Source organism: Streptosporangium sp. NBC_01755 (assembly GCF_035917995.1).
Taxonomy (GTDB): Bacteria; Actinomycetota; Actinomycetes; order Streptosporangiales; family Streptosporangiaceae; genus Streptosporangium.
Window position 1 is genome coordinate 1,387,180 of the sequence record NZ_CP109131.1, and the last position, 21,860, is coordinate 1,409,039.

At 67.9% G+C, this 21,860-nt stretch carries 41 protein-coding genes and 1 pseudogene; 2 read left to right on the plus strand and 40 right to left on the minus strand.

All coding sequences use genetic code 11. From position 1 onward, the window contains the following. Positions 1-57 precede the first annotated feature (57 nt). The 11 genes from OG884_RS06005 to OG884_RS06055 form a co-directional block, all read right to left on the minus strand. Entirely contained in the window at positions 58-498 is a 441-nt protein-coding gene (locus OG884_RS06005; protein WP_326642964.1) for a hypothetical protein, read from the minus strand. Between the two features lie 73 nt (positions 499-571). Continuing rightward, positions 572-931, minus strand: coding sequence for a hypothetical protein (locus OG884_RS06010; protein ID WP_326642966.1), 360 nt, complete (start codon positions 929-931; stop codon positions 572-574). 40 nt (positions 932-971) lie between these two features. Beyond that, positions 972-1,361 carry a hypothetical protein gene (locus tag OG884_RS06015; RefSeq protein ID WP_326642968.1) on the minus strand — a complete coding sequence of 130 codons (390 nt, stop codon included), beginning with the start codon at positions 1,359-1,361 and terminating at the stop codon, positions 972-974. Next, the gene (locus OG884_RS06020; protein ID WP_326642970.1) at positions 1,358-1,921 is read right to left on the minus strand and encodes a hypothetical protein; all 564 of its coding nucleotides are present in this window, start codon (positions 1,919-1,921) and stop codon (positions 1,358-1,360) included. Before OG884_RS06020 ends, OG884_RS06015 begins: the two co-directional genes overlap by 4 nt. Before the next feature lie 351 nt (positions 1,922-2,272). Then, positions 2,273-2,653 (minus strand): hypothetical protein, encoded by a 381-nt coding sequence (locus OG884_RS06025; RefSeq protein WP_326642973.1) that lies wholly within the window; start codon positions 2,651-2,653, stop codon positions 2,273-2,275. A 29-nt stretch (positions 2,654-2,682) separates the two neighbouring features. After that, on the minus strand, positions 2,683-2,844 hold the full coding sequence (locus OG884_RS06030) for a hypothetical protein (RefSeq protein ID WP_326642975.1): 162 nt from the start codon (positions 2,842-2,844) through the stop codon (positions 2,683-2,685). Between the two features lie 220 nt (positions 2,845-3,064). Next, a complete protein-coding gene (locus tag OG884_RS06035) occupies positions 3,065-3,565 on the minus strand; it encodes a hypothetical protein (protein ID WP_326642978.1) in 501 nt (166 codons plus the stop codon). Positions 3,566-3,584: 19 nt separating this feature from the next. Further along, positions 3,585-3,992 carry a single-stranded DNA-binding protein gene (locus OG884_RS06040; RefSeq protein WP_326642980.1) on the minus strand — a complete coding sequence of 136 codons (408 nt, stop codon included), beginning with the start codon at positions 3,990-3,992 and terminating at the stop codon, positions 3,585-3,587. 2 nt (positions 3,993-3,994) lie between these two features. Further along, the gene (locus OG884_RS06045; protein WP_326642982.1) at positions 3,995-5,596 is read right to left on the minus strand and encodes an AAA family ATPase; all 1,602 of its coding nucleotides are present in this window, start codon (positions 5,594-5,596) and stop codon (positions 3,995-3,997) included. Beyond that, positions 5,596-6,420: a hypothetical protein gene (locus OG884_RS06050; protein WP_326642984.1), complete on the minus strand. Its 825-nt coding sequence runs from the start codon at positions 6,418-6,420 to the stop codon at positions 5,596-5,598. Before OG884_RS06050 ends, OG884_RS06045 begins: the two co-directional genes overlap by 1 nt. Further along, a complete protein-coding gene (locus tag OG884_RS06055; RefSeq protein ID WP_326642986.1) occupies positions 6,421-6,990 on the minus strand; it encodes a hypothetical protein in 570 nt (189 codons plus the stop codon). Positions 6,991-7,167: 177 nt separating this feature from the next. Between OG884_RS06055 and OG884_RS06060 the strand changes: the two genes are divergently transcribed. After that, positions 7,168-7,404, plus strand: coding sequence for a hypothetical protein (locus OG884_RS06060; protein ID WP_326642988.1), 237 nt, complete (start codon positions 7,168-7,170; stop codon positions 7,402-7,404). 5 nt (positions 7,405-7,409) lie between these two features. Here the strand turns inward: OG884_RS06060 and OG884_RS06065 are convergent, their stop codons facing one another. The 25 genes and pseudogenes from OG884_RS06065 to OG884_RS06185 all read right to left on the minus strand — a co-directional run bounded on the left by OG884_RS06065 (position 7,410) and on the right by OG884_RS06185 (position 18,958). After that, the gene (locus OG884_RS06065; protein WP_326642990.1) at positions 7,410-8,426 is read right to left on the minus strand and encodes a hypothetical protein; all 1,017 of its coding nucleotides are present in this window, start codon (positions 8,424-8,426) and stop codon (positions 7,410-7,412) included. Positions 8,427-8,443: 17 nt separating this feature from the next. Next, the gene (locus OG884_RS06070) at positions 8,444-8,950 is read right to left on the minus strand and encodes a winged helix-turn-helix domain-containing protein (RefSeq protein ID WP_326642992.1); all 507 of its coding nucleotides are present in this window, start codon (positions 8,948-8,950) and stop codon (positions 8,444-8,446) included. Between the two features lie 197 nt (positions 8,951-9,147). Next, positions 9,148-9,393: pseudogene (locus tag OG884_RS06075) on the minus strand (WhiB family transcriptional regulator); the annotation flags it as partial. Positions 9,394-9,437: 44 nt separating this feature from the next. Continuing rightward, complete coding sequence (locus OG884_RS06080; protein ID WP_326642994.1) at positions 9,438-9,638, minus strand: hypothetical protein; 201 nt, start codon at positions 9,636-9,638, stop codon at positions 9,438-9,440. A gap of 203 nt (positions 9,639-9,841) precedes the next feature. Then, positions 9,842-10,516: a hypothetical protein gene (locus tag OG884_RS06085; RefSeq protein ID WP_326642996.1), complete on the minus strand. Its 675-nt coding sequence runs from the start codon at positions 10,514-10,516 to the stop codon at positions 9,842-9,844. Next, complete coding sequence (locus OG884_RS06090) at positions 10,509-10,844, minus strand: hypothetical protein (protein WP_326642998.1); 336 nt, start codon at positions 10,842-10,844, stop codon at positions 10,509-10,511. Before OG884_RS06090 ends, OG884_RS06085 begins: the two co-directional genes overlap by 8 nt. A gap of 96 nt (positions 10,845-10,940) precedes the next feature. Continuing rightward, the gene (locus tag OG884_RS06095; RefSeq protein WP_326642999.1) at positions 10,941-12,056 is read right to left on the minus strand and encodes a DNA cytosine methyltransferase; all 1,116 of its coding nucleotides are present in this window, start codon (positions 12,054-12,056) and stop codon (positions 10,941-10,943) included. Next, positions 12,053-12,388 (minus strand): hypothetical protein, encoded by a 336-nt coding sequence (locus OG884_RS06100; protein WP_326643001.1) that lies wholly within the window; start codon positions 12,386-12,388, stop codon positions 12,053-12,055. The genes OG884_RS06095 and OG884_RS06100 overlap by 4 nt, the downstream gene beginning before the upstream one ends. Then, positions 12,385-12,813: a helix-turn-helix transcriptional regulator gene (locus tag OG884_RS06105; protein WP_326643003.1), complete on the minus strand. Its 429-nt coding sequence runs from the start codon at positions 12,811-12,813 to the stop codon at positions 12,385-12,387. The genes OG884_RS06100 and OG884_RS06105 overlap by 4 nt, the downstream gene beginning before the upstream one ends. Next, complete coding sequence (locus OG884_RS06110; RefSeq protein WP_326643005.1) at positions 12,810-12,974, minus strand: hypothetical protein; 165 nt, start codon at positions 12,972-12,974, stop codon at positions 12,810-12,812. Before OG884_RS06110 ends, OG884_RS06105 begins: the two co-directional genes overlap by 4 nt. Then, positions 12,971-13,156 carry a hypothetical protein gene (locus OG884_RS06115; protein WP_326643008.1) on the minus strand — a complete coding sequence of 62 codons (186 nt, stop codon included), beginning with the start codon at positions 13,154-13,156 and terminating at the stop codon, positions 12,971-12,973. The genes OG884_RS06110 and OG884_RS06115 overlap by 4 nt, the downstream gene beginning before the upstream one ends. Next, complete coding sequence (locus tag OG884_RS06120) at positions 13,153-13,521, minus strand: hypothetical protein (RefSeq protein WP_326643010.1); 369 nt, start codon at positions 13,519-13,521, stop codon at positions 13,153-13,155. Before OG884_RS06120 ends, OG884_RS06115 begins: the two co-directional genes overlap by 4 nt. Beyond that, complete coding sequence (locus OG884_RS06125; protein WP_326643011.1) at positions 13,518-14,072, minus strand: HAD domain-containing protein; 555 nt, start codon at positions 14,070-14,072, stop codon at positions 13,518-13,520. The genes OG884_RS06120 and OG884_RS06125 overlap by 4 nt, the downstream gene beginning before the upstream one ends. Then, positions 14,065-14,400, minus strand: a complete 336-nt coding sequence (locus OG884_RS06130; protein ID WP_326643014.1) for a hypothetical protein — start codon at positions 14,398-14,400, stop codon at positions 14,065-14,067. The genes OG884_RS06125 and OG884_RS06130 overlap by 8 nt, the downstream gene beginning before the upstream one ends. After that, positions 14,393-14,818, minus strand: a complete 426-nt coding sequence (locus OG884_RS06135; protein ID WP_326643015.1) for a hypothetical protein — start codon at positions 14,816-14,818, stop codon at positions 14,393-14,395. Before OG884_RS06135 ends, OG884_RS06130 begins: the two co-directional genes overlap by 8 nt. Next, positions 14,815-15,252 (minus strand): hypothetical protein, encoded by a 438-nt coding sequence (locus tag OG884_RS06140; RefSeq protein WP_326643017.1) that lies wholly within the window; start codon positions 15,250-15,252, stop codon positions 14,815-14,817. Before OG884_RS06140 ends, OG884_RS06135 begins: the two co-directional genes overlap by 4 nt. Beyond that, positions 15,249-15,647 carry a hypothetical protein gene (locus OG884_RS06145; RefSeq protein ID WP_326643019.1) on the minus strand — a complete coding sequence of 133 codons (399 nt, stop codon included), beginning with the start codon at positions 15,645-15,647 and terminating at the stop codon, positions 15,249-15,251. Before OG884_RS06145 ends, OG884_RS06140 begins: the two co-directional genes overlap by 4 nt. Continuing rightward, positions 15,644-15,817, minus strand: coding sequence for a hypothetical protein (locus OG884_RS06150; protein WP_326643021.1), 174 nt, complete (start codon positions 15,815-15,817; stop codon positions 15,644-15,646). Before OG884_RS06150 ends, OG884_RS06145 begins: the two co-directional genes overlap by 4 nt. Continuing rightward, on the minus strand, positions 15,814-16,488 hold the full coding sequence (locus OG884_RS06155; RefSeq protein ID WP_326643023.1) for a hypothetical protein: 675 nt from the start codon (positions 16,486-16,488) through the stop codon (positions 15,814-15,816). Before OG884_RS06155 ends, OG884_RS06150 begins: the two co-directional genes overlap by 4 nt. Positions 16,489-16,578: 90 nt before the next feature. After that, positions 16,579-16,791: a hypothetical protein gene (locus OG884_RS06160; protein ID WP_326643024.1), complete on the minus strand. Its 213-nt coding sequence runs from the start codon at positions 16,789-16,791 to the stop codon at positions 16,579-16,581. Further along, positions 16,788-16,973 carry a hypothetical protein gene (locus OG884_RS06165; RefSeq protein WP_326643026.1) on the minus strand — a complete coding sequence of 62 codons (186 nt, stop codon included), beginning with the start codon at positions 16,971-16,973 and terminating at the stop codon, positions 16,788-16,790. Before OG884_RS06165 ends, OG884_RS06160 begins: the two co-directional genes overlap by 4 nt. Continuing rightward, a complete protein-coding gene (locus tag OG884_RS06170; RefSeq protein WP_326643028.1) occupies positions 16,924-17,106 on the minus strand; it encodes a hypothetical protein in 183 nt (60 codons plus the stop codon). The genes OG884_RS06165 and OG884_RS06170 overlap by 50 nt, the downstream gene beginning before the upstream one ends. Positions 17,107-17,121: 15 nt before the next feature. Further along, the gene (locus OG884_RS06175; RefSeq protein ID WP_326643030.1) at positions 17,122-17,862 is read right to left on the minus strand and encodes a hypothetical protein; all 741 of its coding nucleotides are present in this window, start codon (positions 17,860-17,862) and stop codon (positions 17,122-17,124) included. Further along, positions 17,859-18,728 (minus strand): BRO family protein, encoded by an 870-nt coding sequence (locus OG884_RS06180; RefSeq protein ID WP_326643032.1) that lies wholly within the window; start codon positions 18,726-18,728, stop codon positions 17,859-17,861. Before OG884_RS06180 ends, OG884_RS06175 begins: the two co-directional genes overlap by 4 nt. Then, positions 18,725-18,958 (minus strand): helix-turn-helix transcriptional regulator, encoded by a 234-nt coding sequence (locus tag OG884_RS06185; RefSeq protein ID WP_326643034.1) that lies wholly within the window; start codon positions 18,956-18,958, stop codon positions 18,725-18,727. The genes OG884_RS06180 and OG884_RS06185 overlap by 4 nt, the downstream gene beginning before the upstream one ends. Positions 18,959-19,123: 165 nt before the next feature. Between OG884_RS06185 and OG884_RS06190 the strand changes: the two genes are divergently transcribed. Next, positions 19,124-19,435: a hypothetical protein gene (locus tag OG884_RS06190; RefSeq protein ID WP_326643036.1), complete on the plus strand. Its 312-nt coding sequence runs from the start codon at positions 19,124-19,126 to the stop codon at positions 19,433-19,435. Positions 19,436-19,654: 219 nt separating this feature from the next. Here OG884_RS06190 and OG884_RS06195 read toward each other — a convergent pair whose 3' ends face one another. The 4 genes from OG884_RS06195 to OG884_RS06210 form a co-directional block, all read right to left on the minus strand. Beyond that, positions 19,655-19,888 carry a hypothetical protein gene (locus OG884_RS06195; RefSeq protein WP_326643037.1) on the minus strand — a complete coding sequence of 78 codons (234 nt, stop codon included), beginning with the start codon at positions 19,886-19,888 and terminating at the stop codon, positions 19,655-19,657. A gap of 263 nt (positions 19,889-20,151) precedes the next feature. Next, positions 20,152-20,649, minus strand: coding sequence for a hypothetical protein (locus OG884_RS06200; RefSeq protein WP_326643039.1), 498 nt, complete (start codon positions 20,647-20,649; stop codon positions 20,152-20,154). Then, positions 20,646-21,029 (minus strand): hypothetical protein, encoded by a 384-nt coding sequence (locus tag OG884_RS06205; protein ID WP_326643041.1) that lies wholly within the window; start codon positions 21,027-21,029, stop codon positions 20,646-20,648. Before OG884_RS06205 ends, OG884_RS06200 begins: the two co-directional genes overlap by 4 nt. Then, a complete protein-coding gene (locus OG884_RS06210; RefSeq protein WP_326643043.1) occupies positions 21,026-21,859 on the minus strand; it encodes a recombinase RecT in 834 nt (277 codons plus the stop codon). Before OG884_RS06210 ends, OG884_RS06205 begins: the two co-directional genes overlap by 4 nt. Position 21,860 lies beyond the last annotated feature (1 nt).

The window sequence follows — 21,860 nt, forward strand, 5'->3', positions numbered from 1 at the left end:
TCGGTCCTTTCGGGGTGCCCCGCCCAGACGTGCAGGGCGGGGCGGAGAGGGGGTGGGTCAGGCAGGGGTGTAGAACTCGCCAGTGGAGGTGAAGACATCGCCGCCGTTCTTCATCGCGGCCTCGCAGGGCCAACCGGTGGCGGTGCCTTCGTCCCAGCAGACCGCGCACAGCCACGCATTCGGCTCGCCGTCGCCGTCCCAGCGCGGGATGTGGAACCGGCCCGGGAGCTGCTCTTTCTCCTCCAGCGTCAGATCAGTCAGCGCTTCGTAGCCAGGGTGGTCGGCGGCTTCGAGGAGAACCGCTCCGAGCCCGGCCGCCTGGCAGATCCGCTCAGCGAGGCTGCGGGTGTACCGGGCTGACGCGTGGTAGGCGTCGCCGTCGTTGATGGTGAGGGTTGCGCAGCCGTTGTTCGTCTGCTCGCAGTCCGCGTTCGCGGCGATGCGGAGCTGGGCGCCGTTGTGCCCGATGTGGGTCGTGGTGGTCTCGTGGTTCGACATTCAGGGGGTCCTTGTCGTTGATCTTGTTGGGGGTTGGGGTGCCTGCCCGGTAAGACACCGGGCAGGGGGTGGGTCAGGCGGAAGTGGTGCGGATGCGCTTGGGCTCGACGCGCTCGGTGTCGTCCACCGCACCGAGGCCGTTGAGGATCTCCACGAGTCCGGCGAGCGTGGTCGGCTTCGCATCGCCGACCGTCTTGAAGAACTCTGGGATCTGCTCGAACGCAGCGAATGCTTCGTTGAAGATGCGGAGGCGGATCGAAGGTCGCCTTGGGCCAAGGTCGGCCTCCTCGGCGATGAACTCCCAGGCGCAACCTCCGCCTCGGGAGCTGGCCACGATGCTCAGTCGCGGGACGTCGATCACTCCGGGGACCTTCGCGTACCACGCCTCGTGGGCGATGACGTAGGTCAGGTAGCAGTCGTTGGGCAGGTCCATCAGGGGTTCCTTTCGGGGAGTCGGGGCAGGGCAGAGCGGGTCAGTGGAACTCGGCCGCGCAAGCCCCTACGCCGTGGATCTCGCCACAGCCGAAACAGCGGTCATCCGGGTCGGCGACCTTCGCCTTAATGTGGGCGAGGTGGTCGGCTCGCGCCTGCCAGTACTCGCGGTCAGGGCCAGGGCCGACGACCTCGCGGAGGCTGCCCGACTGCCAGCGCCCGCAGGAGCAGGAGAGGACGGTCCACCTGCTCCGGTTGCGTCCCATGCCCTGGTAGCCCCAGGTGGCCGACATCTCGTGGGCGGCGATCACGGCTGCATGGGCAGGGCACCCGTGGGAGTAGTTGATCTTGACCCAGCCGGGGGTCTCCGCCAGGGCGGAGGCGTCACAGCTGGCGTCGCAGTGCCACACGGTGAACGTGCGCGCGGTCACAGCCAAACCTCGTCGTCGATGTCTGGCTGGCTGACTTCATGGCGGGCACAGCCGCAGTCGTCGGACTCGGTGCCGTGGCACTTGCCGGTCGCGCAGTCACCGCACGTCCCGTCATCCCAGGGCGCGAGGCCGGACGGCGCGGGAGCCGGCGGATTGGTGGCGGCTTCCCACCGGGCGAGAGCGGCGGCCGACACCTGCTCGGGGTTGATGCCGTACGACTCCAGGGCGTCCCACGTGATGGCCTGGAGTGGCGGGTCTTCCCACATGTCCCACATGCGGGCGGCGACCTCGTCGGCCTGGTCGGGGGCGAAACGCTGAAGCTCGTGGAGCAGGAACGCGACTCCGTGCTCGGCGAGCATGAGCGCCTGGTTGAGCATGTACAGGCTTCGCTTGTCAGCCAGGTTCTCGCCGGTCTTTTCGGCGGCCATCATCAGCTGGAAGCGGGGCGAGTTGAGGGTGGCGGAGTAGTGCGCTTCGACGGCCATGTGCCGGGCGAGGTTCTCGGCGGTCGCTTCTTCGGGGGTCTCGGGGTACGGGGCGAGGTCATCGGTGCTGGTCATCGGGTGCCCTTCCGTGGCTGTTGATCAAACTGGAGTGCGAGATCTTGGTAAGAGCTGGAACTCCAGTTCCTGAAAGTGGATGGGTCGCGGCGCTGTGAGCGACGTAGAGGCGTTGAGTTATGGAGCCCTAAGCCCGTGTCCCGCGACGCGTGCGCGCCGCTCTACGGCATCGCTGGGGGCTCTACTGAGGCATCTGAGACAGGAGAGGCGAGAGCGACCCCCAACGGGAACACCTCGTCCACGTACTCCAGCGCCACCCGCCACTCCAGCGGATCGGAATCCACGTCGCTGGCGTTGAGCCAGCGCTCGTCCGCGTATCTACGCCGCAGTAGGCGCAACCGTTCGGGGCGGTCATCGGGTGGACTCCTCAGATGCGTCCGCGCCCCGAGCAGCGGCGGCGTCGCGATACCAGTGCCACGGCCTGCCTGCCTTCTCGGGCGAGGACACGTGCTTGCGCCCCACCCCGGACCGGCACAGACCGGAATGGTCCTCGGAGTTGACGCACACGTCTCCGTGCTCGCTCACCGCCCGGCACAGGCCAGGGACGGCCTCGACGTGGGTGAGGGCGATGCCGCCCGCGTACCCGTCGACGCTCACGACAGCCGCGCCGTGCCCGAGCGTCCACGCCGGGGTTCGGGTGCGGGTCACCATCGGCTCGTCTTCGCGGACGCCTGGCCATGCCAGGACCGGCGTTCCGATCGGGTGGGTCTCGTTCCATTCATCGGCGGTCACAGCGTCTCCTCGTGGTCTCGGGGGGCGGGTCAGGCGGTCTCGAAAAGCGCCGGAGTGGCGTTCAGGAAGGGCCGGTTGGACCACAGGACCTCGGTTCGGGAGCGAGATCCGACGTCGGACTGGCCGGTGTGGGCGGGTCCGATGGTCTGCTTGGACCCGTAGTACGGCACGGGCGGTGCGAGGCGGGTCATGCTTTCTCCTCAGCTTCACGATCTTGGGCGGGGTCCGGAGGACCAGGACGAGACAGCAACTCCGCGAGCGTCCCGATCAACTGCCTCATCGCGGGCACCCACACCGGGACCAGGCCGGGCTGAGCCCAGTCCGTACCGCACGTACACACCAGGTCATCCGGGCCGTAGCCCGGCATGCACCCCTGGCATGCCGGGCACGGGTCAGCGATCTCAGCGATGGTCATCGACTGCCAACCCGAGAGCGGATACTCCACTGTTTGGCTGCGACAGGACCGTCAGCCTCACACCAGACAACGTGATCGTTGAGGAGCAGCGCCCAGCCTCGGTGCTGGATAGGACTGAGCTCCCCGACGCCGAGTTGCCCGAGCATTCTGGCCATCAAGTCACCGCCGTCACGTTCGGCGAGGGCTACGAAGGGAGAAGGGCAGGTGAAGATCTTCAGCCGCCCGTAGCCTTGCCAGTAGACGTGGGTGTAGTCCACTGCTTGTGCGACCCATGAGGTGAATTCCCGCGTGTCACTCCCGGCCGTGGTCAGCTTGAACTCGACGCCAAACACGGGTGCATCGTCCTTCCATGCCGAAGCGTCTCGGGGCTTCATGACCGCGTCGATGCGGAGTCGGCGTCCACCACAGTGCGCGCCCCACACCTCGCGATCGACGTGGAACCACTGGCCGAGGTAGCTCAGCGCCCACTCGGCGCGCTCCTCCTCGGTCTTATGCACCGGAATTGGCAGTCGGGGCCTAAAACGGAGGGGCATCAGGGACGCCTCCGTTCGCCCACGGGTCTGCGGCCGGAGCCGACGACGAAGCGCGATCCGCGGGCTTGGCCCAGCGGAGGTTCGCGCCGGCGGCTTCGACCCGCACCTCGATGCGGGACTTCTTCTCGCCGTCCGTCTCCCAGTTGTTCTGGTAGGCGGCGCCGGTGACGACGACCGCGGAGCCCTGCCGGAAGTTCTCACACACCTGCTCGGCGAGCTGGTCCCACGCGGTGCACGGCCAGAACGTGGTGTCGACGTCTTCCCACTGGTCGCCGTTCTTGCGGCGGCGGGAGGTGGCGACGGTGAAGCGGGCCACGGCCTTGCCTGTGGGCGTGAACTTCAGCTCGGGGTCGCGAACTAGGCGGCCGTTCAGGGTGATCGGTGCAGACATGATCAGTTGTTCCTTCCGTTGGGTTCCCAGCCCTTGGGCGGGGTGTGGATGCGGTCGGGGGCGATCTGCCATGGCCAACTTCCTTCGCCGCCCCAGGTGAGCTGGGTTGGCCAGTCGCGTTGGTCGCGGGCTCCGCGCCACGCCTTGACTTCGACCGTCCGGCACGGTTCTCCCGGGTCGGGCTCGTAGGCGGGGGCGATGCCGAATCCGAATTCAGGCCAGCGCAGAAGGAGGCTGGAGCCCACAGGTCGGACGGAGCGGTTCTTGCCCTGCTCTCCATGACCGGCGTGGGCCTCGATGACCATGGCGCAGTTGGCTGCGGTGCGGGCCATGTCGAGGATGCCGACCGTGTGGCGGGCCGCGGACTCGTCGTTGATGTTCCCCGCGTGCAGCCGGTAGAAGGGGCCGATGAACAGCACGTCCGGCTTGTGGGCGGTGACACGCTCCAGCAGCCAAGCCGCATCGTCCGGGCGGGAGACGTCAATTCCCGCGGGCTTGTGGATCAGGCGGAGGGCGCCGTCCGGAACGCGATGCCGGGAGCTGATCGACAGGTCGGCGAGTGGCCGGAACTTGCGGCGCGACTGCTGCTCAGAGTTCTCACAGTCGATCAGCAGGACCCGCATCTTGGGGATTTCGGTCCACTTGAACGGGTGAAGTCCTGCGGCGATCATCACGGCCATCTGGCGGATCGCCATGGACTTGCCCAACCCCTCGAAGCCAGTCCACACCAAGCGGTCGCCGCGCTCCAGCAGGCCGGGGACAACCCAGTCGTACTCGGCGTCCTCGACCGCGAGGAACTCCCACAGGTCCGGCGCAAGATCCGGCTTGATCTCGACCTCGCTGGTCCAGATCTCCACGAAGTCCTGGAGTTTCTTGCCCGCAGCGATGTGATCGGCGGCGTCCTTGCCAACCACAGGCTCGTAGATGCGGATGGATCGGGCGATCCCGTGGAGCATGTCGCGCACCTGGCGAGCGTGGGCGTGGCCGGGGTCGTCTCGATCACAGATGATCGTGACGTCGGCGTCGCGGAACATCTCGCAGTACTCGGCACGCCACTTGCCACCACCACCGGGGTTGCAGGTCGCAACGAGCTGGTGGGATTCGAGAGCGTGGACGTCCTTCTCGCCCTCGACGATGAAGATGACGTGGCCATCGCGGATGCCCTCGATGACCTTCGGCAGCCGGTACAGCACCCGGCGGGTGTCACCGAGCCGCCAGTTCCAGCCCTTCGGCCGGGACAAATCCGGCACCCGGCAGGGGAACTGCTTGTCTGCCGTGCGGAGCACCTGGTACAGCAGATTGCCCTGCTCGTCGACGTAGTCGTAGACCGCGATGGCGTCGCCCCGCGGGGTCCACTCCCCCTTGGGTCGGGTGTCCTTCTCGCTGGCCTTGCAGACGTCAGCCCAGGTGAGGCCGATGCCAGCGAGGATGTCGTCGCGCTCGCATCCTGCGTGACAGTGGAACACCACGGGGTGTTCCTTGCCGACGGTCAGGGACAGACTGGCTTTCCCGTCGTCGTGGGCAGGGCAGCGGGCCATGAAGCTGCCGTGCTGGGCGCGGACACCTTCGAGCTTGGGCAGCACGATCTCGCGGAGGATGTCCATCAGTTGTTCCACCACCCTCCGCCGGAGGGCTGGTACGTGACGTCCTCGCGGGCTGGGGCCTGGTCTTTCCAGCGTTCGCCGTTGATCCACGTGGCAGGGTGGGCGATGAACTGCTGGTCGCGGGACCGGGTGGGGTCCATGCGGAATCGCTCGGCGCCGACGATGACGTCCTCGGGGTCCACGCCGTCAGCGACGGCTTTGGCCCATGCCTTTTTGGCGTGGCCCTTGCCGACCTTGCGGGGGTAGGTCTCCCAGAATCGGGCGAAGCCGGGGTCGTCATCTCCGACGCGGCGCGAGCCGCGTTTCCCCCTCTGGGGGGTAGGGGGGTTATTTCCCTGCTCCCTGCTCCCTGCTCCCTGCTCAGGGCCGAAGGTCTCCGGAGGATTCGCGAGGGTCTCCGGAGATTCTCCGGAGGATTCGTCAAGGGTCGCGTTGTCGCAGGCCAGCATGAACGCGATCGCTTCCTCGCGCTCGATGTCCTCCTGCGAGGGGCGAACATAGCGAGGCTTGCCGGGGTGGGACACCTTCTGGTGTTCATCCCAGCCTTTGACGAACAGGAGAGCCTTTCCGGAGGCTTCGTAACGCACGATCAGGCATGCCTCGGAGAGTCTCTGGAGATCCTCGCGAGTCCTCACGAGAGCTTCCATAGGGTCGTCTTCGAGCGGCCAGATAGCCGCGGTGATGAGTCGGACGTTGTCCGCCGCGACTCCGTTGTCGTCGACATGCGTCCACAGCCCGATGAACGTGAGGCGGGCCGACATGGGCAGTGCGGCGATCTTCTCCGAGGTGAAGAAATCCGGCTTGACGGATCTGATCCGCGCCATCTACTTACCGCCCTTCGAGCCGACGATTTCCGGCCTGGGCGCACGGGTCATGGTGAAGGTGCATCGACCTTCGTTCACACCCGTCGCCACGGTGGCCGGGTAGTACAGCGGGTGGTCGCCGCCGCCCTGGTGGCGACAACCGATACGCCAGCAGCGCCCGTCTTCTTCGACCCAGGTGAAGTTCTGGCATCCGCCACAGTCGGTGAACCACACCTCGCGGCTGTCATCGGGTGCGCGCCAAGAGGCTGCGTCTCCCGGGCCGGCGGCTTCGAGGATCACGACGTGGACGTGACGGAACCAGTCGGGCCAGTCTGTGTCCACCTTGAGGGTGTCACGCAGCTCGATGGCCTTGTCCAGGCGCTCCCAGTGGGGGCCTTTCACTTCTGCCCACGTGTGCAGGGTCGGCAGGAAGAAGTCGGGCAGGTAGAACTGTCCGCTCGGCAGCTGGAGAGCCATGGGCTCGTAGTTCCAGTACAGGCCGACGGCGTCGAACGTTGCCGCCCAGTCAGCTTCGAGACTGCTGCGGAACTTGATCCCCTTGTAGGTCAAGGGGACGGCCTTGAGGTTCAACGAAGGTGGGACCTTCCTTGCTTGTGCGCTAGCTGTGAAGGGAGGGACAGCGCTCTCTAGATTATACGTACTCAGTGCGTGTTAGTCTCACGGGTTTCGGATGCGCGAACAAGTTGCGTGTCTTATCATCGGGTTGTGGTAATGGGCACATGAGACGCTGAGAAGGTGGATGCCGAAGTGACCGCTGAACTCCTGGAAGCCGCGCACGCCTACAACGAGGCGCCCAAGCGACTGCGCGAGGCGATCATTAAGGCTGCCCAGCAAGGTGAAACCGCGACCGACATCACGAAGATGATCAACTTCACGTACTCCATGGACTACGTCGCGAAGATCGTGCGCGAGGCGCTTGGCCCCCGGCCCCGCGGCCGGCGCAAGACCACGCCCGACTCCTCCGGCTCCCCTGCTTCTGAGTGAGGGGCTCACGCTTTTCCGCCTCCAGCGAGGACTCGGAACGTGTCGCGGAACTGGTCGAGCTGCGCCTTGTACTCGTCTCGCTCCCCGCGGACCTTCGTCAGCTCCTCCTCCAACATGGCGGCCATCAGCTCTGCGTCGTCGGCTCGGGCTTCGGCGTCGGAGACGCGTTTGGCGACGGCCTGGAGCATCGTCAACGGGTCCGCGGCGTCCGCCAGGCCCGCAGCCAGGGCAGGCGCGGGTGTCTTCGGCTTGGGCGTCGCCTTCGCCTTGGCCACGGTCTTCGTCACAGTCAGTCCTCCGTTGTTCCACTCAGGTCGCACCCACCACACCGGCGGGTTCGCGTTACGCGACTGGCACTTCATATGGCCTGAGCGCTCCAAATACACGGACACGTCTTTGCGGTAGTCGTCCGCCCACTGCGGCATTGCCTCCCGCACCACACGGGCCAGGGCGCCGCGCCACATAACGCCCTGGACCCCGGCATTCGGGTGCGCCTCGTCGCCCTGCTCTGCGGCCAGGCCGCGGATGATGCGCCACAACTCCTGCGCGTCGCCGGCGACGTTCCTCACCGGGGCGGGGATGTCGATGCGGGCGACGTCTCGGATCTTCGGCACCTCGACCTCACTTTCAACTCGGGGGGACAAATGGGCGAGCACCTCAACGGAGCGATCCCGTAGCAGGCGGGCCAGAGGTTCAGCGTCGAACGGGCCGGACACGGCCAGCAGGCCGCCGCGGACCTCCGCCCGCACGCCCTGCTTCGCGGCGAGCCCCAGCAGCTCCTCAACCGGCATCGCCACGTCGTACTCCTCCTCCACACGGGCGGGCGCCACCGCAGCAGCCATCGGCGCCGGCGGCTCCGCGAGGCGCCGTAGATCAGCGCGCAGGTGAGACAGGCTCCGTCCGGCGCCCTGCGTTGGCACGAAGACTCGGCCGCCGGTTTCCGGGTTCGTCAGCTGCCACTTCCAGCCCTGCAACTCGGTATGCAACCCGGCTTTCCGGGCGTCGCGGATCAGCTGATTCACTTCTTTTCTCGCGCTGTTCAAGACGCCTCCGCCCAGTGGTTCAGCTCGTGCCACGCGGCGAGTTCCCTCATCCGGGTGAGCCCTCCAGGAGCCGCATTCGTGGCGAGGAGATCCTCAGCGCAGCCGTCATGCGGGCACGGCAACGCCAGTCGCCCAGCAGTGACGACCACCTCGTATGCGGCCAACGGGTCCCGTCTGGGGGTGACCGCGTCGGGTTCGAGGCGGTAGCCGACGCCTCGGACGCTGGTGATGTAGTGAGGTGACCGGGGGTCGTCGCCGATCGCCTCGCGAAGCCGAGCGATGTCCAGCTGGATCTTCTTTTGGGATCCGGCGGTCGTGTGTTGCGCGATCTGTGCGTACGTCACCGCGACGCCCACCCGCTCCCAGAGGACGGTGAGGAGCCGGAACTCCACCGGCGGGACGTGGACGTATCGGGCGCCGACCGTGACCCGGCCGGTTTCCACGTCCACGTGAAGCGGCGGGTGCGATCGGCCGAGGTTGGTGTAGAGCATCGGTGCGGTCAAGACGAGGTCACCTCCGCGGCCCGGATCGCCTGACGGCCTCGCCGGCGAATGGACCGCAGTTCGCGATCGCTCACCCTGAGGCGCTCGGCAGCCACGGCCATGGGCAGCTTGCGGCGGTCCATGAGGAGGATGCTCGCCTCGTACAGGCCGGCGTCGCGTTTGCTGAGCTTGCACGGAGCGGGCGTGGGAGGCGCGGTTCGGCGGGCCTCTCGGCGACGAGCATTGGCGCGCTCTTCCTCGCTCATGCCGCCGTAGAGGCCGTACTTCTCCGGACGGGACAGCGCGTAGTCCAGGCACTCGGCCCGAACAGGGCACTGGGCGCAGATCGCCTTGGCCTTACGCTCGCGGACGTCACGCTCGGGCTGACGCTCACCGTCAGGGCCGAAGAACAGCGCGAGGTCCTCGCCCCAGCACTGCGCGTCATCGTGCCAAGACCACGTCAGCCGACGACTCGCGCGGGCGCCGCGGTGCACTCCTGCTTTCGCGCTCACCAGCTGCCTCCCTGCTGCTTGCGGGGAGAGCTCGTCAGATGCCAGAAGATGCCGCACTGGTAGGCGCGCATGCACGCATCCGGGTGCAGGGCACGGCCAGCTCGTTTCGCGGCGCTGCGGGTCTCGTAGGACTTCTTGCCGCACGTGGTGCAGGTGCCGATCTGCAGGCTGAGAGAGGAGATGTTCCAGCTAGTCACCGAGCACCTCCGTGAGGGCATCCGGCACCATCCGGGGCTGTCCGGCAGCATCCTGAGCCATCCGGTGGCCGGCGGCCTCCAACGCTGTCCGAGTCAAAGCAGCGACCGCGGCGACCCGGGAGCGGGCTGCCGAGGGGGCGGACTCGTCAGCTGCGGCGGCTTCCAGGCACGGCAGGTGCGCAGCGAGACGAGCAAGGGCGGCGTCAGGCATGGGCGGTTTCTCTCTGCTTGTCGTAGCGGGCGGCCCGGCAGGCTTCACACGCCTTCTCGCGGCGTTTGCTATGAGCCCGGTACCCGTGCGGAGTGCCGCAACGGATCGGCTTCCGGTCGCGCACCAGGCGGGGCCGGGCGGGCGTTTCGCCTTCCATCCACGCCCGCAGGATGGCCATGCGAGCAGCGGACAGACGTACGGTGAGAGCTGCCCGGGTGATGCCGAGATACTGCTCTGCGGCGGCGTAGGAGCCGGTGGCGGCAACCGCGAGGACCGCGTCGCGCATACCGGGGGTGAGCGTGTGGAACGCCTGGTACAGGCCAAGGCGCTCCACGATCGCCTCTTCGAAGCCGCCGCCGGGCGGCGGATCCCAGTAGGCGGCGAACCGGGGACGGATTCGAAGCTCGCCGGTGTCGATGGCCCACCCGTGCGCGCGAAGCTCCTGGTCCCGGGCGTCAGTAAGAGCCCGCCATCCGGCATGGATGAGGTCGGCGCGTTCCGGCTGCTCCGCGGCCTCGTACAGGGCGGCGACGATGCCGGACCATGCGAGGTGGTAGCGGTCGGCCATCTGCACGAACCCGGCGCCGACCATATGCCAGGACAGGGCTATGCGGGTGCACTGGTCGACGTCGTCCCACGTGTAGCCGTGGCGGAGGTGATCAGACACAGCTGGCCTCCCGGGCGGCGAGTTCAGCGTCCGCCTTCTCGCACTCCTCGTGGCGGGCGCAGAAGTGCATGCCGAACGCGGTGACGCCGCCGGGCGCCCACGCCAGGCACACCAAGCCGCGGGCCAAGACGGCGAAAGTCTCAGCGCAGCCACGGCCTCCGTATAGGAGCACGTCGCCCTGCTCCCCGAGTAGCTGCGCTACGGTGCGGCTGGCGTGCTCGGCGATCTGCTGGGTGCGCTGCTCGTCGTTCATGGCCCGCATCCGGTCGATCTCCAGTGGGACGACGACCGCGAGCATCCCCGCGAGAGGGTGGCGGACCTCAGGCATCCGTAGCCTCCTCAACTGGTCTCTCAGGGCATGTGCGGGAGTGCTCGGCGGCGTTGCCCTCCCACTCAGCGAGAGAGCAGCAGTACGGGCGATCCATCACGCCACCTCCGCGAACAGGTCGAGCTGCGTGGATGTGCAGGCAGAAGCCGCGAGGAGGATCTCTTCGCGGCTGTAGTCGCCGCCGTAGATCGCCGCCAGATAGTCACGGACCGGCGTCTCCCAGTCGATCCCGAGGGCCGTTCCTAGGACGGCGGCGGCGACGGGGGGAGAGACGACGTCAGCGGCCTGGAGGAACTGCTTCGAGCGGCTGCCTTGCCACGGGTAGTCCGCGGGGAAGCCGGTCAGTAGTCCCGCTTGGGATGCGGTCAGTGGGGCGCCGTTTGAGACGCGCTTCCAGCTTCGGGCCTTCTCGGTGAGGCACCAGGACAGGCCGTCGGCGCTGAACTCGTTGCCGCCGGATGTGCGCCGGTTCCCTCGGGTGTTGATCCGTTCCCCTGCTGGATAGCCCAGTGCCGACGCCATCGTGGTCTGGGGGAAGCGTGCTCGCGTTCCCGGGGTCAGGTTCGCCGGCGCGGCGTACCTGCCGCATGTCCACCCTTCCCGGAACGGGAGCCCGTCCAGGTCTGGGGTCTGGTTGCGGGTGGCGATGACGAAGGTTCGGGTCCGGCGGGAGGGCAGGCCGAAGTCCTCACCGTGCAGTGTCAGGACGTTGCACGCTGTGAAGTCATGTGCGGTGGCCAGTTCCGCACACATTTCCTGCCAGATGGGGGTGACACCGGGAACCTGCTCGCAGACCAGCCGCTGAAGGTGTGGGAGTCGGAGCGCGAACCGGACGGCCTCCACCACCAGGGCGGAGCGGACGTCCTGCACCCTGACGTACACGTCGGCCCAAGCGTCGTCAGGGCCTAGTCCGGCCTGGCTGTCGCCGAGTTGCCCGATGGCTTCCAGGATGTGCTGGAGGTCGTTCAGGCCGGTGCGCTTGCCGGAGGCGCTAAAGGTGGGGCAGGGCGGGCTGATGATGGCGTCGGTCGCGCCGCGGAGGCTGTCAGGTTCGAGGTCGGTCACGTTGCCTTGGGTGCGGTGGAACCCTGCGGTGCGGGCGGTGTCGCAGGCGTCGACGTCGATGTCAACGCCGTGGATCGGCTCGGCGAGTCCGAGGATGCGGGCACCCATATCCCAACCGCCAGGGCCCGCGAACAGATCGAGGATCACTTCCCCTCCTTCTCCAGCGCCGCTTGGATGGCTTCCGCCCACTCCTGCGGCACCTGGGCGCGCACCTGGGCCAGGAAGTCCTTCGGGTCGGGCTGGCCGGAGTTGAGGGAGGCGTCACAGATCGCCGACGACTCCCTCACCAGGAAGAGGTGGTCACGGGCGGAGTCCCACCGCCCGGCCTCCAGTGCGGCGAAGGCGCGACCAAGGTGCTCGACCATCGCCGCGAAGTGCTTCGCAGCCTCACGGTCGCGGTGGACATCAGGGACGGCACGCGGCAGCTTGGCGGGGACGAAGTTGTCAGTGGCGTCCAGAACGGCCTGCTCGGGCATCATCCGGCCACCGCCAGCTCCACAGGCTCCAGCACGACCTCGTAGCGCAGCGCCTCCAAATAGCGCTGCACGGACCCCAGGTGGCTGGTCGGCCCGGCGTGGCGCTCCAACGCCCCGACAGAGGTCGCTGATATCTCCATGCGGTCAGCCAAAGCTGCCTGAGACAGGCGGGCAGCCTGGCGCATCCCCTGTAGGTCGGGCAGCGTGTCGAGCAGGTCTCCGACGAGGTGGCCGTCTCGGGTGACGACGAGGCGACGCTCGACCAGGGCGGCGTAGGTGGCGGCGTTGCCGACCGTTGGCCCTCCGCGGCCGGTGTCCCAACGGGTAATCGAGCCCAGGGCGACGCCGGCGGCCTCGGCGACGCGGCGCTGCGGGATGCCGCGGGCGACGCGAAGCTGGGCGAGGCGCTCAGGGATAGGGATGATCACGTCGTCTCCTTCTCAGCGGGTGTGCAGGTGATGGTGGGCTCCACGTCGTCGACCTCTGCGTGGAGCACGGCGGCGAGTACCTCGCCGAGCGGGTCGTCCGGGGAGAGGCGGGCAGCCAAGAAGCCGCCCGCCAACACCACGGCGCCGAAGATCCGACTCAACGCCGCCGCTCCGTTTCCAGCAGGTCGCTCAACTCCTGGTCCAGGGCGCAGGACCGGCACTCCCGGTCGTAGCGGTGAGCGCGAGCCAGAAGCCACAGCACACCGATCAGGCCAGCGCCCGCGGAGAAGCCGACCAGGGCCGCGAACGAGCAGGCAGCGAGGACCGCGAACGTCTCGATCACGGCGCCACCTCCGGCAGCATCGCCTCAGCCCGGCGTGCGCGGACGAGGTGGCTTTCCGCGAGTTCGGCGGACATCTCCGACTGGCGCAGTGCCCGGTCTCGGGCTGCCCATAGGTCGGCGTTCGTGGCCTGCTGGGCGTCGAGTTCCGCTCGCGCGGTCGCCAGCTCCCGGTGGGCCCGGGTCAGGTCTGACGCTGAGCGGGACTGGCCAGCCTCCATGCCGAGGATCAGGCCGGCGACCACGCAGACGGCGGAGATGACGACGACGGCGACGACCGCGATCCACGCCCCGCCTGCGAAGCCGACCAGCAGCACCAGGGCGGCTTGGACGGTGAGAATCAGCGGCCAGTACGGCTTGAGGGTCACGCCTCCTCCCCTGTGGCTGCGTGCTCGGTCAGCCATGCGGTGGCTTCGGCGAGGTCGTCGTCGGTAATGCCGAGCCCGTCATCGACGTGGATGATCAGGAAGTCGCCGACGCCTTCGTGGCCGCGCAGGTATGCCTCGTCGCGGTCGGTGAGGTAGTCGTCGAGCCAGACGAAGGGGCGACCCTTCACCCAGGCGGCGACGTGCGGTGTTTTGTGGCGGACCGGGTCGTGCAGGTGGAGGTGCTGGTTGTCGCGCTCCACCTCGATGACCGGCAGCCCGGGCAGGCCGATCTTCGGGCTGATCTCCCGGTTGGCGTCGTGTTCCCACGTGGTCGCCCATACGAGTTCCGCGCCGGTCTCAGCGGCCACCGCGAGGAGTTTCGGCCCGTGCTCGGGGTTGAGGATCATGTTGTAGGAGCGTCCGCCGGCCGAGCACTTCGTGCGGATCCACTCGGGTCCGGGCTTGCGGAACGGGTTCAAAACTCCATCCACGTCGATCAGGATCAGCGGGCGGATGGCGTCCAGTTCGGACGCGGGCAGGGGCTCAGACATCGGTCGTCTCCGTCGTGGCGGGGGTGTCGAGTGCCTCAGCGAGGACGTCAGCGGGCACAAGGCGCTCGTAGTAGGAGCGGTAGAGCGCGGTATCGACGTGGCGGACCAGAGCGACCAAGGCGCAGCGGTAGGTGTCGCGCTCGGTCTCGGCGTCGCGGAGTCGGGTGAGGACGTTGTCCTGGTACTGCACGGCGCCGTCGAGGGCGTCTACCGCGACGCGGTACTGGACGCCGTCGTTGAGGAGGTGCGGCCAGTGCTCGCTCAGCTTCTCGCCAACGGCGCGGATCAGGTCCGGGTCGTGGTCGCCAGGGTTGATCGGCTCAGCCACGGGTGTCCGCCTCTCCGGTGTCGGACAGGGAGGCAGCGAGGTCGAGCGGCGCCCACATGGAGGTGATGGTCTTCGCCCGATCGGCCAGCCACGCGCGGACAGCGGGCTCGTCCTCGTCCGTGATCTGGATGGTCGCGCTGCACAAGATGGCCTTGCGCTGGAGCACGAAGAACAGCTCCAGCTCGTCCGGGGAGTCGCTGCGCAAGTCCGGGTCAGGGTGGCGGCGCCAGGAGTGCCAGTCCCAGCGGAACACCAGGTTCTGGTCGTGGTCGCCGCTGTAGAACAGCGTCTCGGTGAACTCCGTCCACGACTCGAACCTGTTCGCCAGGCCGACCTTGTAGAAGTTGCCCTCGGAGCAGTAGTACGGGTGGTCGATCTCCCACAGGTGCGTCACCTGCTCGGGCGTCTCGGTGCTCATCGGGTCTCCGCCTCTCCCTGAGTAGGGAAAGCGGCCTCGGAGGCATCGGCCATCGCGGCGAGCTGGGCGGCCATCTCCCGCGCCTCAGCCGGACTCAGATCCCACTCGTCCACGCCTCGCGGGTACATGCGGATGATGCCGGTGTCCCTGAGGATGAGCAGGTCTCCGCCGTCATGCCAGGACAGCCCCAGCTCGGCGGGCCACTCCAAGACGATCGGCGTCTCGTCGCCCTCGACGACGACCGCCCGGAAGTGGACAACCTCCTCCGTCTCGGTGCCATCCTCATCGCCAGGCGTGATGGCAATCTCGATGACGTTGTCGGTCGCCTTGATCGACGGGAACCACAGGTTGCCGCCGTCGTCGTACTCGCCATCGTTGTGCGCGAAGAACTCAGCGACGTTCTCCGGGGTGGGCGGAACCTGTGCGGTACTCACAGGCCACCGCCGATAGCGTGGCGCACCAGCTCGCTGTCGGTGGCCGGACGCATCACGATCTCCCGTGTCCGACCCTCCGCCTCAGCCTGAGCGGCTGCCAGCAGGAAGATTTCCGCTGCCTCCTCGGCGTCCACCGGTCCCGCCGGACGCCCGCCCGGGGTCGGGGCGGGCTGTCCGTCGATGAGGACCAGCCAGCAGCCTGACGTGATGGCGCGTGGCAGGAGCTGCAAGCCGTGGTCGAGGAGCGCGTCTTCGAGGGTGCTCGCGTCGCTGCTCTCGTCGCTGCTCTCGTCGTCGCTGTTCTGCCACGCCTGGATGGCGCGGCGGATCATCTCCAGCTTCGCCTGCCAGTAGGTCGGCGCCTGCGGGGTCTGGGCGGGGGTGTCGGTGCTCATCTGGTCGGCTCCTGAGAAGCGGGGTACGGGTTACGTGCGAGGGCGGGGATGGGGGCGGTGTCGTCCGAGACAGCCGCCGGCGCGGTCACCCGGGCGGGGTGGTGGCGTCCTTTGGGGGCGGGCAGGACCACCGCGGCGAGAGCGTTGAGGAACGCCTCCAGGCGGGTCACCGGAGAGGTCCGGGGTTGTCGCCGAGGTCGGCCACCTGGTTGGGGTCGTTCGTGCAGGACGCGCCGAAGCCGTGCTTGGCGCCCTTCGGCGCGTTCTCCGGGTGCACCGGTTCGCGCCAGGCGGGCTCTCCACAGTTGATGCAGTAGCCATCGGCGGGCCGCTCGGCGTGCGGCGAGAAGGCGCCGCCGAACGCTGCCGCGTGCTCCTGAGGATCGCCCTGCGGGGAACCCGACAGCGTCTGGTGGAATCCGGTCGGCGCCATGTCCTTCCACGCCGCCGCGTGCGCCGCAGCCTCCAACGGCGACATGCCCGGCATTCCCGCCACGAGACGGTCCGGGGGAGGAGGGAGCTGCTCCCCCAGCGCGGCCAGAGCAACGGCGTACGCGTCTGCGGCGCCCTGTTCCTGCCCGGCGTAGCGGTCCTGCTTCTGCTTCTCCTGGACCAGCGCGTCGATCTTCTGCCGCAGTTCCTCCAGCGCCTGCGCTTTGACGCCGATCTCTGCTCCGAGCCTTTCGGCCTGCTCCCGGCGCCCGCGGGCGGCTTCGGTGTGGCGGTGCCACGCGGTCTGGTTGGTCAGCACGAAGGTGTTGCGGCCTTCGTCGGTCGGCCACACCACGGGCGGGACGGCCGGCGTGGGCTGGGGCTGCGGCTTGGGATCGCGGGGCTTCATGTGGATCTCCGTGGGGTCAGGTCTGCTTGGATTGGTGGTGGCGGTCCCGGATCTCCTCGGCTCAAACGGGGAGATCCGGGACCGTGCAGGTCAGCGGCGGGCGTGATCGGGGCAGAAGTCGTACGGCGAGCGCGAACCCTTACCGCGCGGCGGGGGGACGTCCCACCCGGCCTTAGCGGCGGCCTGACGGGCCAGGTGGCCGTCTCGCGGGTACCAGTCGCCGGTGGGCTCGAACTCGGCGCCACACCCGCCGACGTCGCACCGGACCCGGTGGATCGGCCTCTGGGCCTCGTAGGTGCTCACTCGGCACCGCCGTCGATGTGGATGGTGATCGGGGCGATGGTGTACTCGGTGGTCATCTCGTCGCCGTTCACCGTCGCGTACAGCTCTTCCGGGCTGTCGTCGACAGTGATGTCCTGCGGCTGCCAGGCGAACTCAACGTCGCCGTCGTACTCGCCGTACTTCTGCGGTCTCGACGAGTTCACGCGCCTCCCTGCGGGTGTCTCTCAGGGCGAGCGGAGCGCAATACGCCGACACCAGCCACTTAGTGACCTCGACGGCGCCGGGCGGAATGGTGATGGAGAGCGTCTCCCGCTCAACACCGGTGTTCTCAGACATGGAGGTGGTCTCCGTTCAGGAGGAAGGGGGAAGGGGTGGAAGGAAGTCGCCGCGAGGACCTCGTCGGGCCTTCTGGCGCGCTTCCTCCTCGGTGAGGTCGGTGTGGAACATGTCGGCCGCCGTCGCCGGAGTGCCGTCAGCGCGGTAGGCGGGCAGGTTCTTGATGTCGTCGCCGAAGAACTTCTTCATCCCGTGGGCGAAGAGGTCGCCCATGTTGCTCATGAGCTCTTCCGACCACGGGCTGGCACCGATGAAGGCGAGCAGCCGGTCATGGCTAATGAGCCAGTCACCGGAGAAGTCCCACTTCTTGCCGTTGGCGTCAGGTTTGCTTCCGGCGTAGTCGTCGGCGTGGTGGACGACGAACGACAGGTTCAGGTCGCAGTACCCGCGCAGGCACTCCCAGCCGAGGAGGCCGTCTCCGCGTTCCTCGTCCAGCTCCCGCTGGTCACGGAGGGCGTGGAGCTGCTGCTTGTCGGCCCAGTCGCAGGCTTCCCAGATGGGGACGCCGAGCGCCTCGGCGACCTCGCTGAGGAGGAGGTAGCGATCCTCGGGGCCTTCGAAGTGGACGGGCGCCGACCCGAAACCAGCCAGATCGATCATGTGTCCGGGCGTGGCGAGCTTGAGCGGAGTGGTCTTGGAGAACTTCTCCAACGCCTCCACAGCGCGGGCCGTCTGCTCTTCGGGGCCATAGTCGAGGAGGTTGTCGTCGTTGCGTGCAACGATGTCCGCCGCGAACTTCTCGAATACCGACCTCATGACGCGCCTCCTTCGATGGCGAAGAGCCCAGTCAGGTGCGGGTTGGCCGGAAGCCCGTCCTTGATGAGCGCGGCCTTCAGCGCCAGCTCCGGGGTGCCGGGGCGGACGCGGGTGTGCTCGCGCCGCTTGTCGCCGAACGTGCCGCCGAAGTGCAGGTAGAAGAACGGCTTGCCCTTGAAGCTGGGGTGACGGTGCTCGGAGCCGTCCTTGTACCGCTGCTTCTTCTCGTCCCACGCGCCCTTGCCGCGCTGGTCGAGCAGGTAGTTCTTGCGGTACAGGTGCTCGAAGAAGTCGCGCTCGCGGACGTCGGAGAAGTACTTCTTGTGGAACGCGGTCGGGGTGAGACCGTCGCCGCCCTCGATCTCTTTGACCGTGGACTCTGCGACGAGCGCGCGGACTTCAAGCTTCTGGTTCGTGGCCTGGAGTTCGCGGTTGCGCTTGAGGCTGGCCACGTACCGCTCGGCGACCTCCAGCTCGTCGAGCTGATCGGCCTGCGCGGTCTCCGCTTCGTGTGTCTTGACCGCGAAGTACGTCTGGGCGGCGGCAATCTCGGGCTTGCGGACGTCGCCGTTCATCGCCGACAGGTAGGCGCCGTGTCGGGTCAGCCGGAAGTCGTCCCGGGCCTGGGAGGCACCTCGGTTGCCTCGCGTTGTAGCTTCCCGGCGCCGGGAAGCTTCTCGGTCGGGGTCTCCACCGCTGTTGGCGATGGTGATACGAGCGCGCTCAACTGCATCCTCGAACCGCTCCCACTTCCGGTAGCCCAGAAGCGGCATCAGCTCACGAGCCAACCAGTAGTCGCCGTGCTCGTCGGTGTGCTTGATCGCGTCGAACGGTGAAGAGCCCCCCGAGGGCTGGAGCGACGTCACGCCGCCTCCTTGATGACGATTTCCCAAAGGTCCTCGAAGCGGACGCCAGGGATGGCGATCTTCAGGGAGGCGATGAAGTCGGGTCCGGGCTTGGCTTTGCCGTTGAGGACCTTGTTTACGGTCCCTCGGTCGGCGCCCATGGCTTTGGCGAGGCGGGTCTCGGTGTTGAGGTCGAGGCGGGCGCGGTGCTTTTCGAGTTCGTCACGGCGCAGTCGCAGCGTGGCGTTCACGTGTCTCCTTTCCCACGTCAGAGGGGATTTCAGCCCTTCGCTTGAGCTTCTACGCTTGAGGCTAGTGCGTGTGCGCACAGCGCGCAAGCATGAATAAACGGACAGGGCAGCCATTACGGACACGAGGGCTGGAAGTCTCAGCGCTGAGCGCATACGCTGCACGCTGTGACCTGGTGGAAGTACGTGCAGCGAATCGCCGAGACGCACTCGCCGAGCGAAATCAGCCGGCGAACCGGCATCGGTCAGTCGAGCATCGGCCGATGGGACAGTTCCTCTCCCAAGCCGGAGAGCGTCGCCGCCTTCGCCCGCGCCTACGGACGGCCCGTCGTCGAGGCGTTCATTGCTGCGGGCTTCCTCACCGCCGAAGAGGCGCAAGCCGCCCCTCCGCCGAAGGACGCCGCCGAGCTGCCTACAGACGATCTCGCGAAGGAAGTCCACCGCCTGACTGGCGTACTCGCTCGCCGTCTCCAGGTCTGACACGTCTCTCCTCCTCTCGCGCGTGTGTGGTTGGTCTGCTGGCTCCCGTACAGCAGGCCGTCCGGGGGTGGTCCCGCCCTGCCCCTCGGAGGGCGGGACCGGGGACGAGCTAGAGGTGAGGCGGGGCTTGAGTGGTGTCCGGGGTGTCGACGTCGAACAGGGCGTCGGACTCCTCGTCGGGGTCGACGGGCTCCAGGAACTCCACGGGCGGCACGGGGCTCATCGCGCACCCTCCGCACATGCCGGGTAGAGGGAGCCGACAGGGCACGCCTCGTACTCGCCGGGGGTCACAGCGACCGCTTCGCTCTTCCCGTCAGGCCCGGTGCGGACATGCAGCGTGTACACCTGCGACGACGTTTCATTCGGCGGGCCGACACGACTGACCACCTCGCCGGGCGAGGTCGAGCAGGACGCCGCCGCAACGAGGGCGGCGGCGAGGACCAGGGCTTTCACGGAGATCTCTCCAAAGGGGTAGGTGGGGGTGTCTGCTCCTGCACACCCCCGAGGAGGCAGGAGCAGACACCAGGGGCAGGAGGAGCAGGAGGACGATCAGGACCACCGCGACCGCCAGAGCGACACTCACGGGGGCGCGTCCAGATCCGACGGAGACCCGTACCTGGGGTCCGCAACCTGCTGGGCGAGACAGGACGGACAGCAGCCGCACGGTGCGCCGGCCGCGGTCGGGCAGTCGACGAGCTCGACACCGGGCAGCTCCGTCACGACTCCCCCTCGGGGGCGTACTCCAGAGCGGGCGACCATCCGCCGGCCACGTCCAACCGCACCCAGCCGTGCACCCAGTGGCGGACGGGGACGTCGGTGGGGTCGGCGAGGCCGCGGCGGATCTTCCACCCGTTGGCGTACGCCGCTGCGGGGTCCCGCTCGACCACGTCGTGACACGCGCGGCACGCGTGAGTGTTGTTGGCCGCGGTGTTCGACCGGGGGTCCTTCGTGCCGCCCATGCCCTTCGCGATCCGATGCGACGGATCCGTGGCCTGCGCGTTGCCGAGGCACACGATGCCCAGCTCGCACCAGCCGCCGGACCGCTTCGCCAGCAGAGCCATGACCGCGGGCGGCGGACCCGTGCGGCGGGCGCGCTTCGGCTTCGCTGTGGTCCGCTTGAGCTCGTTCCCGCCCGCTTTCAAACCCTTGCCGCGGGCCATGGGCTTCTTCGCCGTCAGCCTGGTCAGGCGCTTCAGCGGCTCACCGCGCTTCACGGCTGACCTCCGAGCGTCTTCAGCTCGTCTCGCACGTTCGCTGAGATCGTGCGAGCGGCCTCCATGTCGTCTCGCCCCGAGTCGATGGCCTTCTTCAACGCGGCCACCTCACGGTCGGCGAGGTCGGCCTTGTAGCGGGCGTCCGCCGCGGCGAGCATCGCGATCTGCCGCCGCTCATCCATGGGCCGGCCGTCGGCGTTCATGAACGCCCGCGCGAACACCACCTCGGCGTTCGCCCGCGCTTCCGCAGCCTTGGTGTTGAGCTTCTTCAGCTCCTCGACGCGGTCCCGGCCCTCGCGGCTGATCGCGATGATGATCCCGTTGAGCTGGCCGATGGTGAGGTCAACGGCGGGAAGCTTGCTGTCCCAGTGGTCGGTCATGACTCACCGCCCAGCGGGACAGTCGTGGGCCATCCGTGCTCGTCGAGATCCACAGGGTCCGCCTCGACGGTGTCGTCATCGATGGACGGCGCGTCATCGATCGCATCGGGGTCCAGGTCAGTACGGACCGCGCCGTCCCACGCCAGCGCGCGAGCGATCTCCGCGGACTTTGGCATCGTGTCGAACATGTCTCGGAGCGCGGACTTCTCCGCCATCTCGTCGTAGCTCTTCGCCCAGCCGAACCCGTTCGGGAACTGCGACGACCGGCGCCGTCGCTCCACCGCGGGCCTGTCCAGGACGGCGAATCCGAACCCGCCGTTGATCAGCCTGAACACGGCGTACCAGTGGCCTTCCGGCTCCCCGCGGTCCTTCTTGTTCGGCTTGTGCAGCAGGTGCGGGGTGGTGCCGAGGTCGTAGTCGAACTCATCGCCCACCCGGACAGTGGCGGTGGTCAGGTAAGCCGCCAAGGGGTGCTGCCAGAACAGCTTGGCCATGCCCTTGTAGCCCAGCTGGAACGTCACCTGCCCCTTGCGCGGGATGAGGAAAGCCTCCTGGGTGGGGCCGGGCTCCATGCCAAGCTGAGCGCAGGTGAGCACCGCGCCGACGAGCGACTCCGCCGAGCAGGTGAGGAGTTCGGGGGTGGCCCGGCACTGTGTGAGAGCGATCCGCGCCATCCGCTCTGCGGTGACATGCGCCGGCAGCGCCTTGCTGATCTCCGGGGTCATGCTCTCCAGCAGGTCCTTCACCTTGGCCAGTCGCACGGCCAGCGCGTTCACAGCGGGCCGTTCCTCCTGCTGGGCCACGGCGTTGGTGATGGTCTGTCCAGCCACG

Bases quoted from the DNA above. Each gene is read 5' to 3' on its own strand.
- OG884_RS06005 (WP_326642964.1), bottom strand. From the start codon at position 498: ATGTCGAACCACGAGACCACCACGACCCACATCGGGCACAACGGCGCC.
- OG884_RS06010 (WP_326642966.1), bottom strand. From the start codon at position 931: ATGGACCTGCCCAACGACTGCTACCTGACCTACGTCATCGCCCACGAG.
- OG884_RS06020 (WP_326642970.1), bottom strand. From the start codon at position 1,921: ATGACCAGCACCGATGACCTCGCCCCGTACCCCGAGACCCCCGAAGAA.
- OG884_RS06030 (WP_326642975.1), bottom strand. From the start codon at position 2,844: ATGACCCGCCTCGCACCGCCCGTGCCGTACTACGGGTCCAAGCAGACC.
- OG884_RS06040 (WP_326642980.1), bottom strand. From the start codon at position 3,992: ATGTCTGCACCGATCACCCTGAACGGCCGCCTAGTTCGCGACCCCGAG.
- OG884_RS06045 (WP_326642982.1), bottom strand. From the start codon at position 5,596: ATGGACATCCTCCGCGAGATCGTGCTGCCCAAGCTCGAAGGTGTCCGC.
- OG884_RS06050 (WP_326642984.1), bottom strand. From the start codon at position 6,420: ATGGCGCGGATCAGATCCGTCAAGCCGGATTTCTTCACCTCGGAGAAG.
- OG884_RS06090 (WP_326642998.1), bottom strand. From the start codon at position 10,844: ATGCCTGAGGTCCGCCACCCTCTCGCGGGGATGCTCGCGGTCGTCGTC.
- OG884_RS06100 (WP_326643001.1), bottom strand. From the start codon at position 12,388: ATGATGCCCGAGCAGGCCGTTCTGGACGCCACTGACAACTTCGTCCCC.
- OG884_RS06125 (WP_326643011.1), bottom strand. From the start codon at position 14,072: ATGTCTGAGCCCCTGCCCGCGTCCGAACTGGACGCCATCCGCCCGCTG.
- OG884_RS06135 (WP_326643015.1), bottom strand. From the start codon at position 14,818: ATGAGCACCGAGACGCCCGAGCAGGTGACGCACCTGTGGGAGATCGAC.
- OG884_RS06145 (WP_326643019.1), bottom strand. From the start codon at position 15,647: ATGAGCACCGACACCCCCGCCCAGACCCCGCAGGCGCCGACCTACTGG.
- OG884_RS06155 (WP_326643023.1), bottom strand. From the start codon at position 16,488: ATGAAGCCCCGCGATCCCAAGCCGCAGCCCCAGCCCACGCCGGCCGTC.
- OG884_RS06170 (WP_326643028.1), bottom strand. From the start codon at position 17,106: ATGTCTGAGAACACCGGTGTTGAGCGGGAGACGCTCTCCATCACCATT.
- OG884_RS06175 (WP_326643030.1), bottom strand. From the start codon at position 17,862: ATGAGGTCGGTATTCGAGAAGTTCGCGGCGGACATCGTTGCACGCAAC.
- OG884_RS06205 (WP_326643041.1), bottom strand. From the start codon at position 21,029: ATGACCGACCACTGGGACAGCAAGCTTCCCGCCGTTGACCTCACCATC.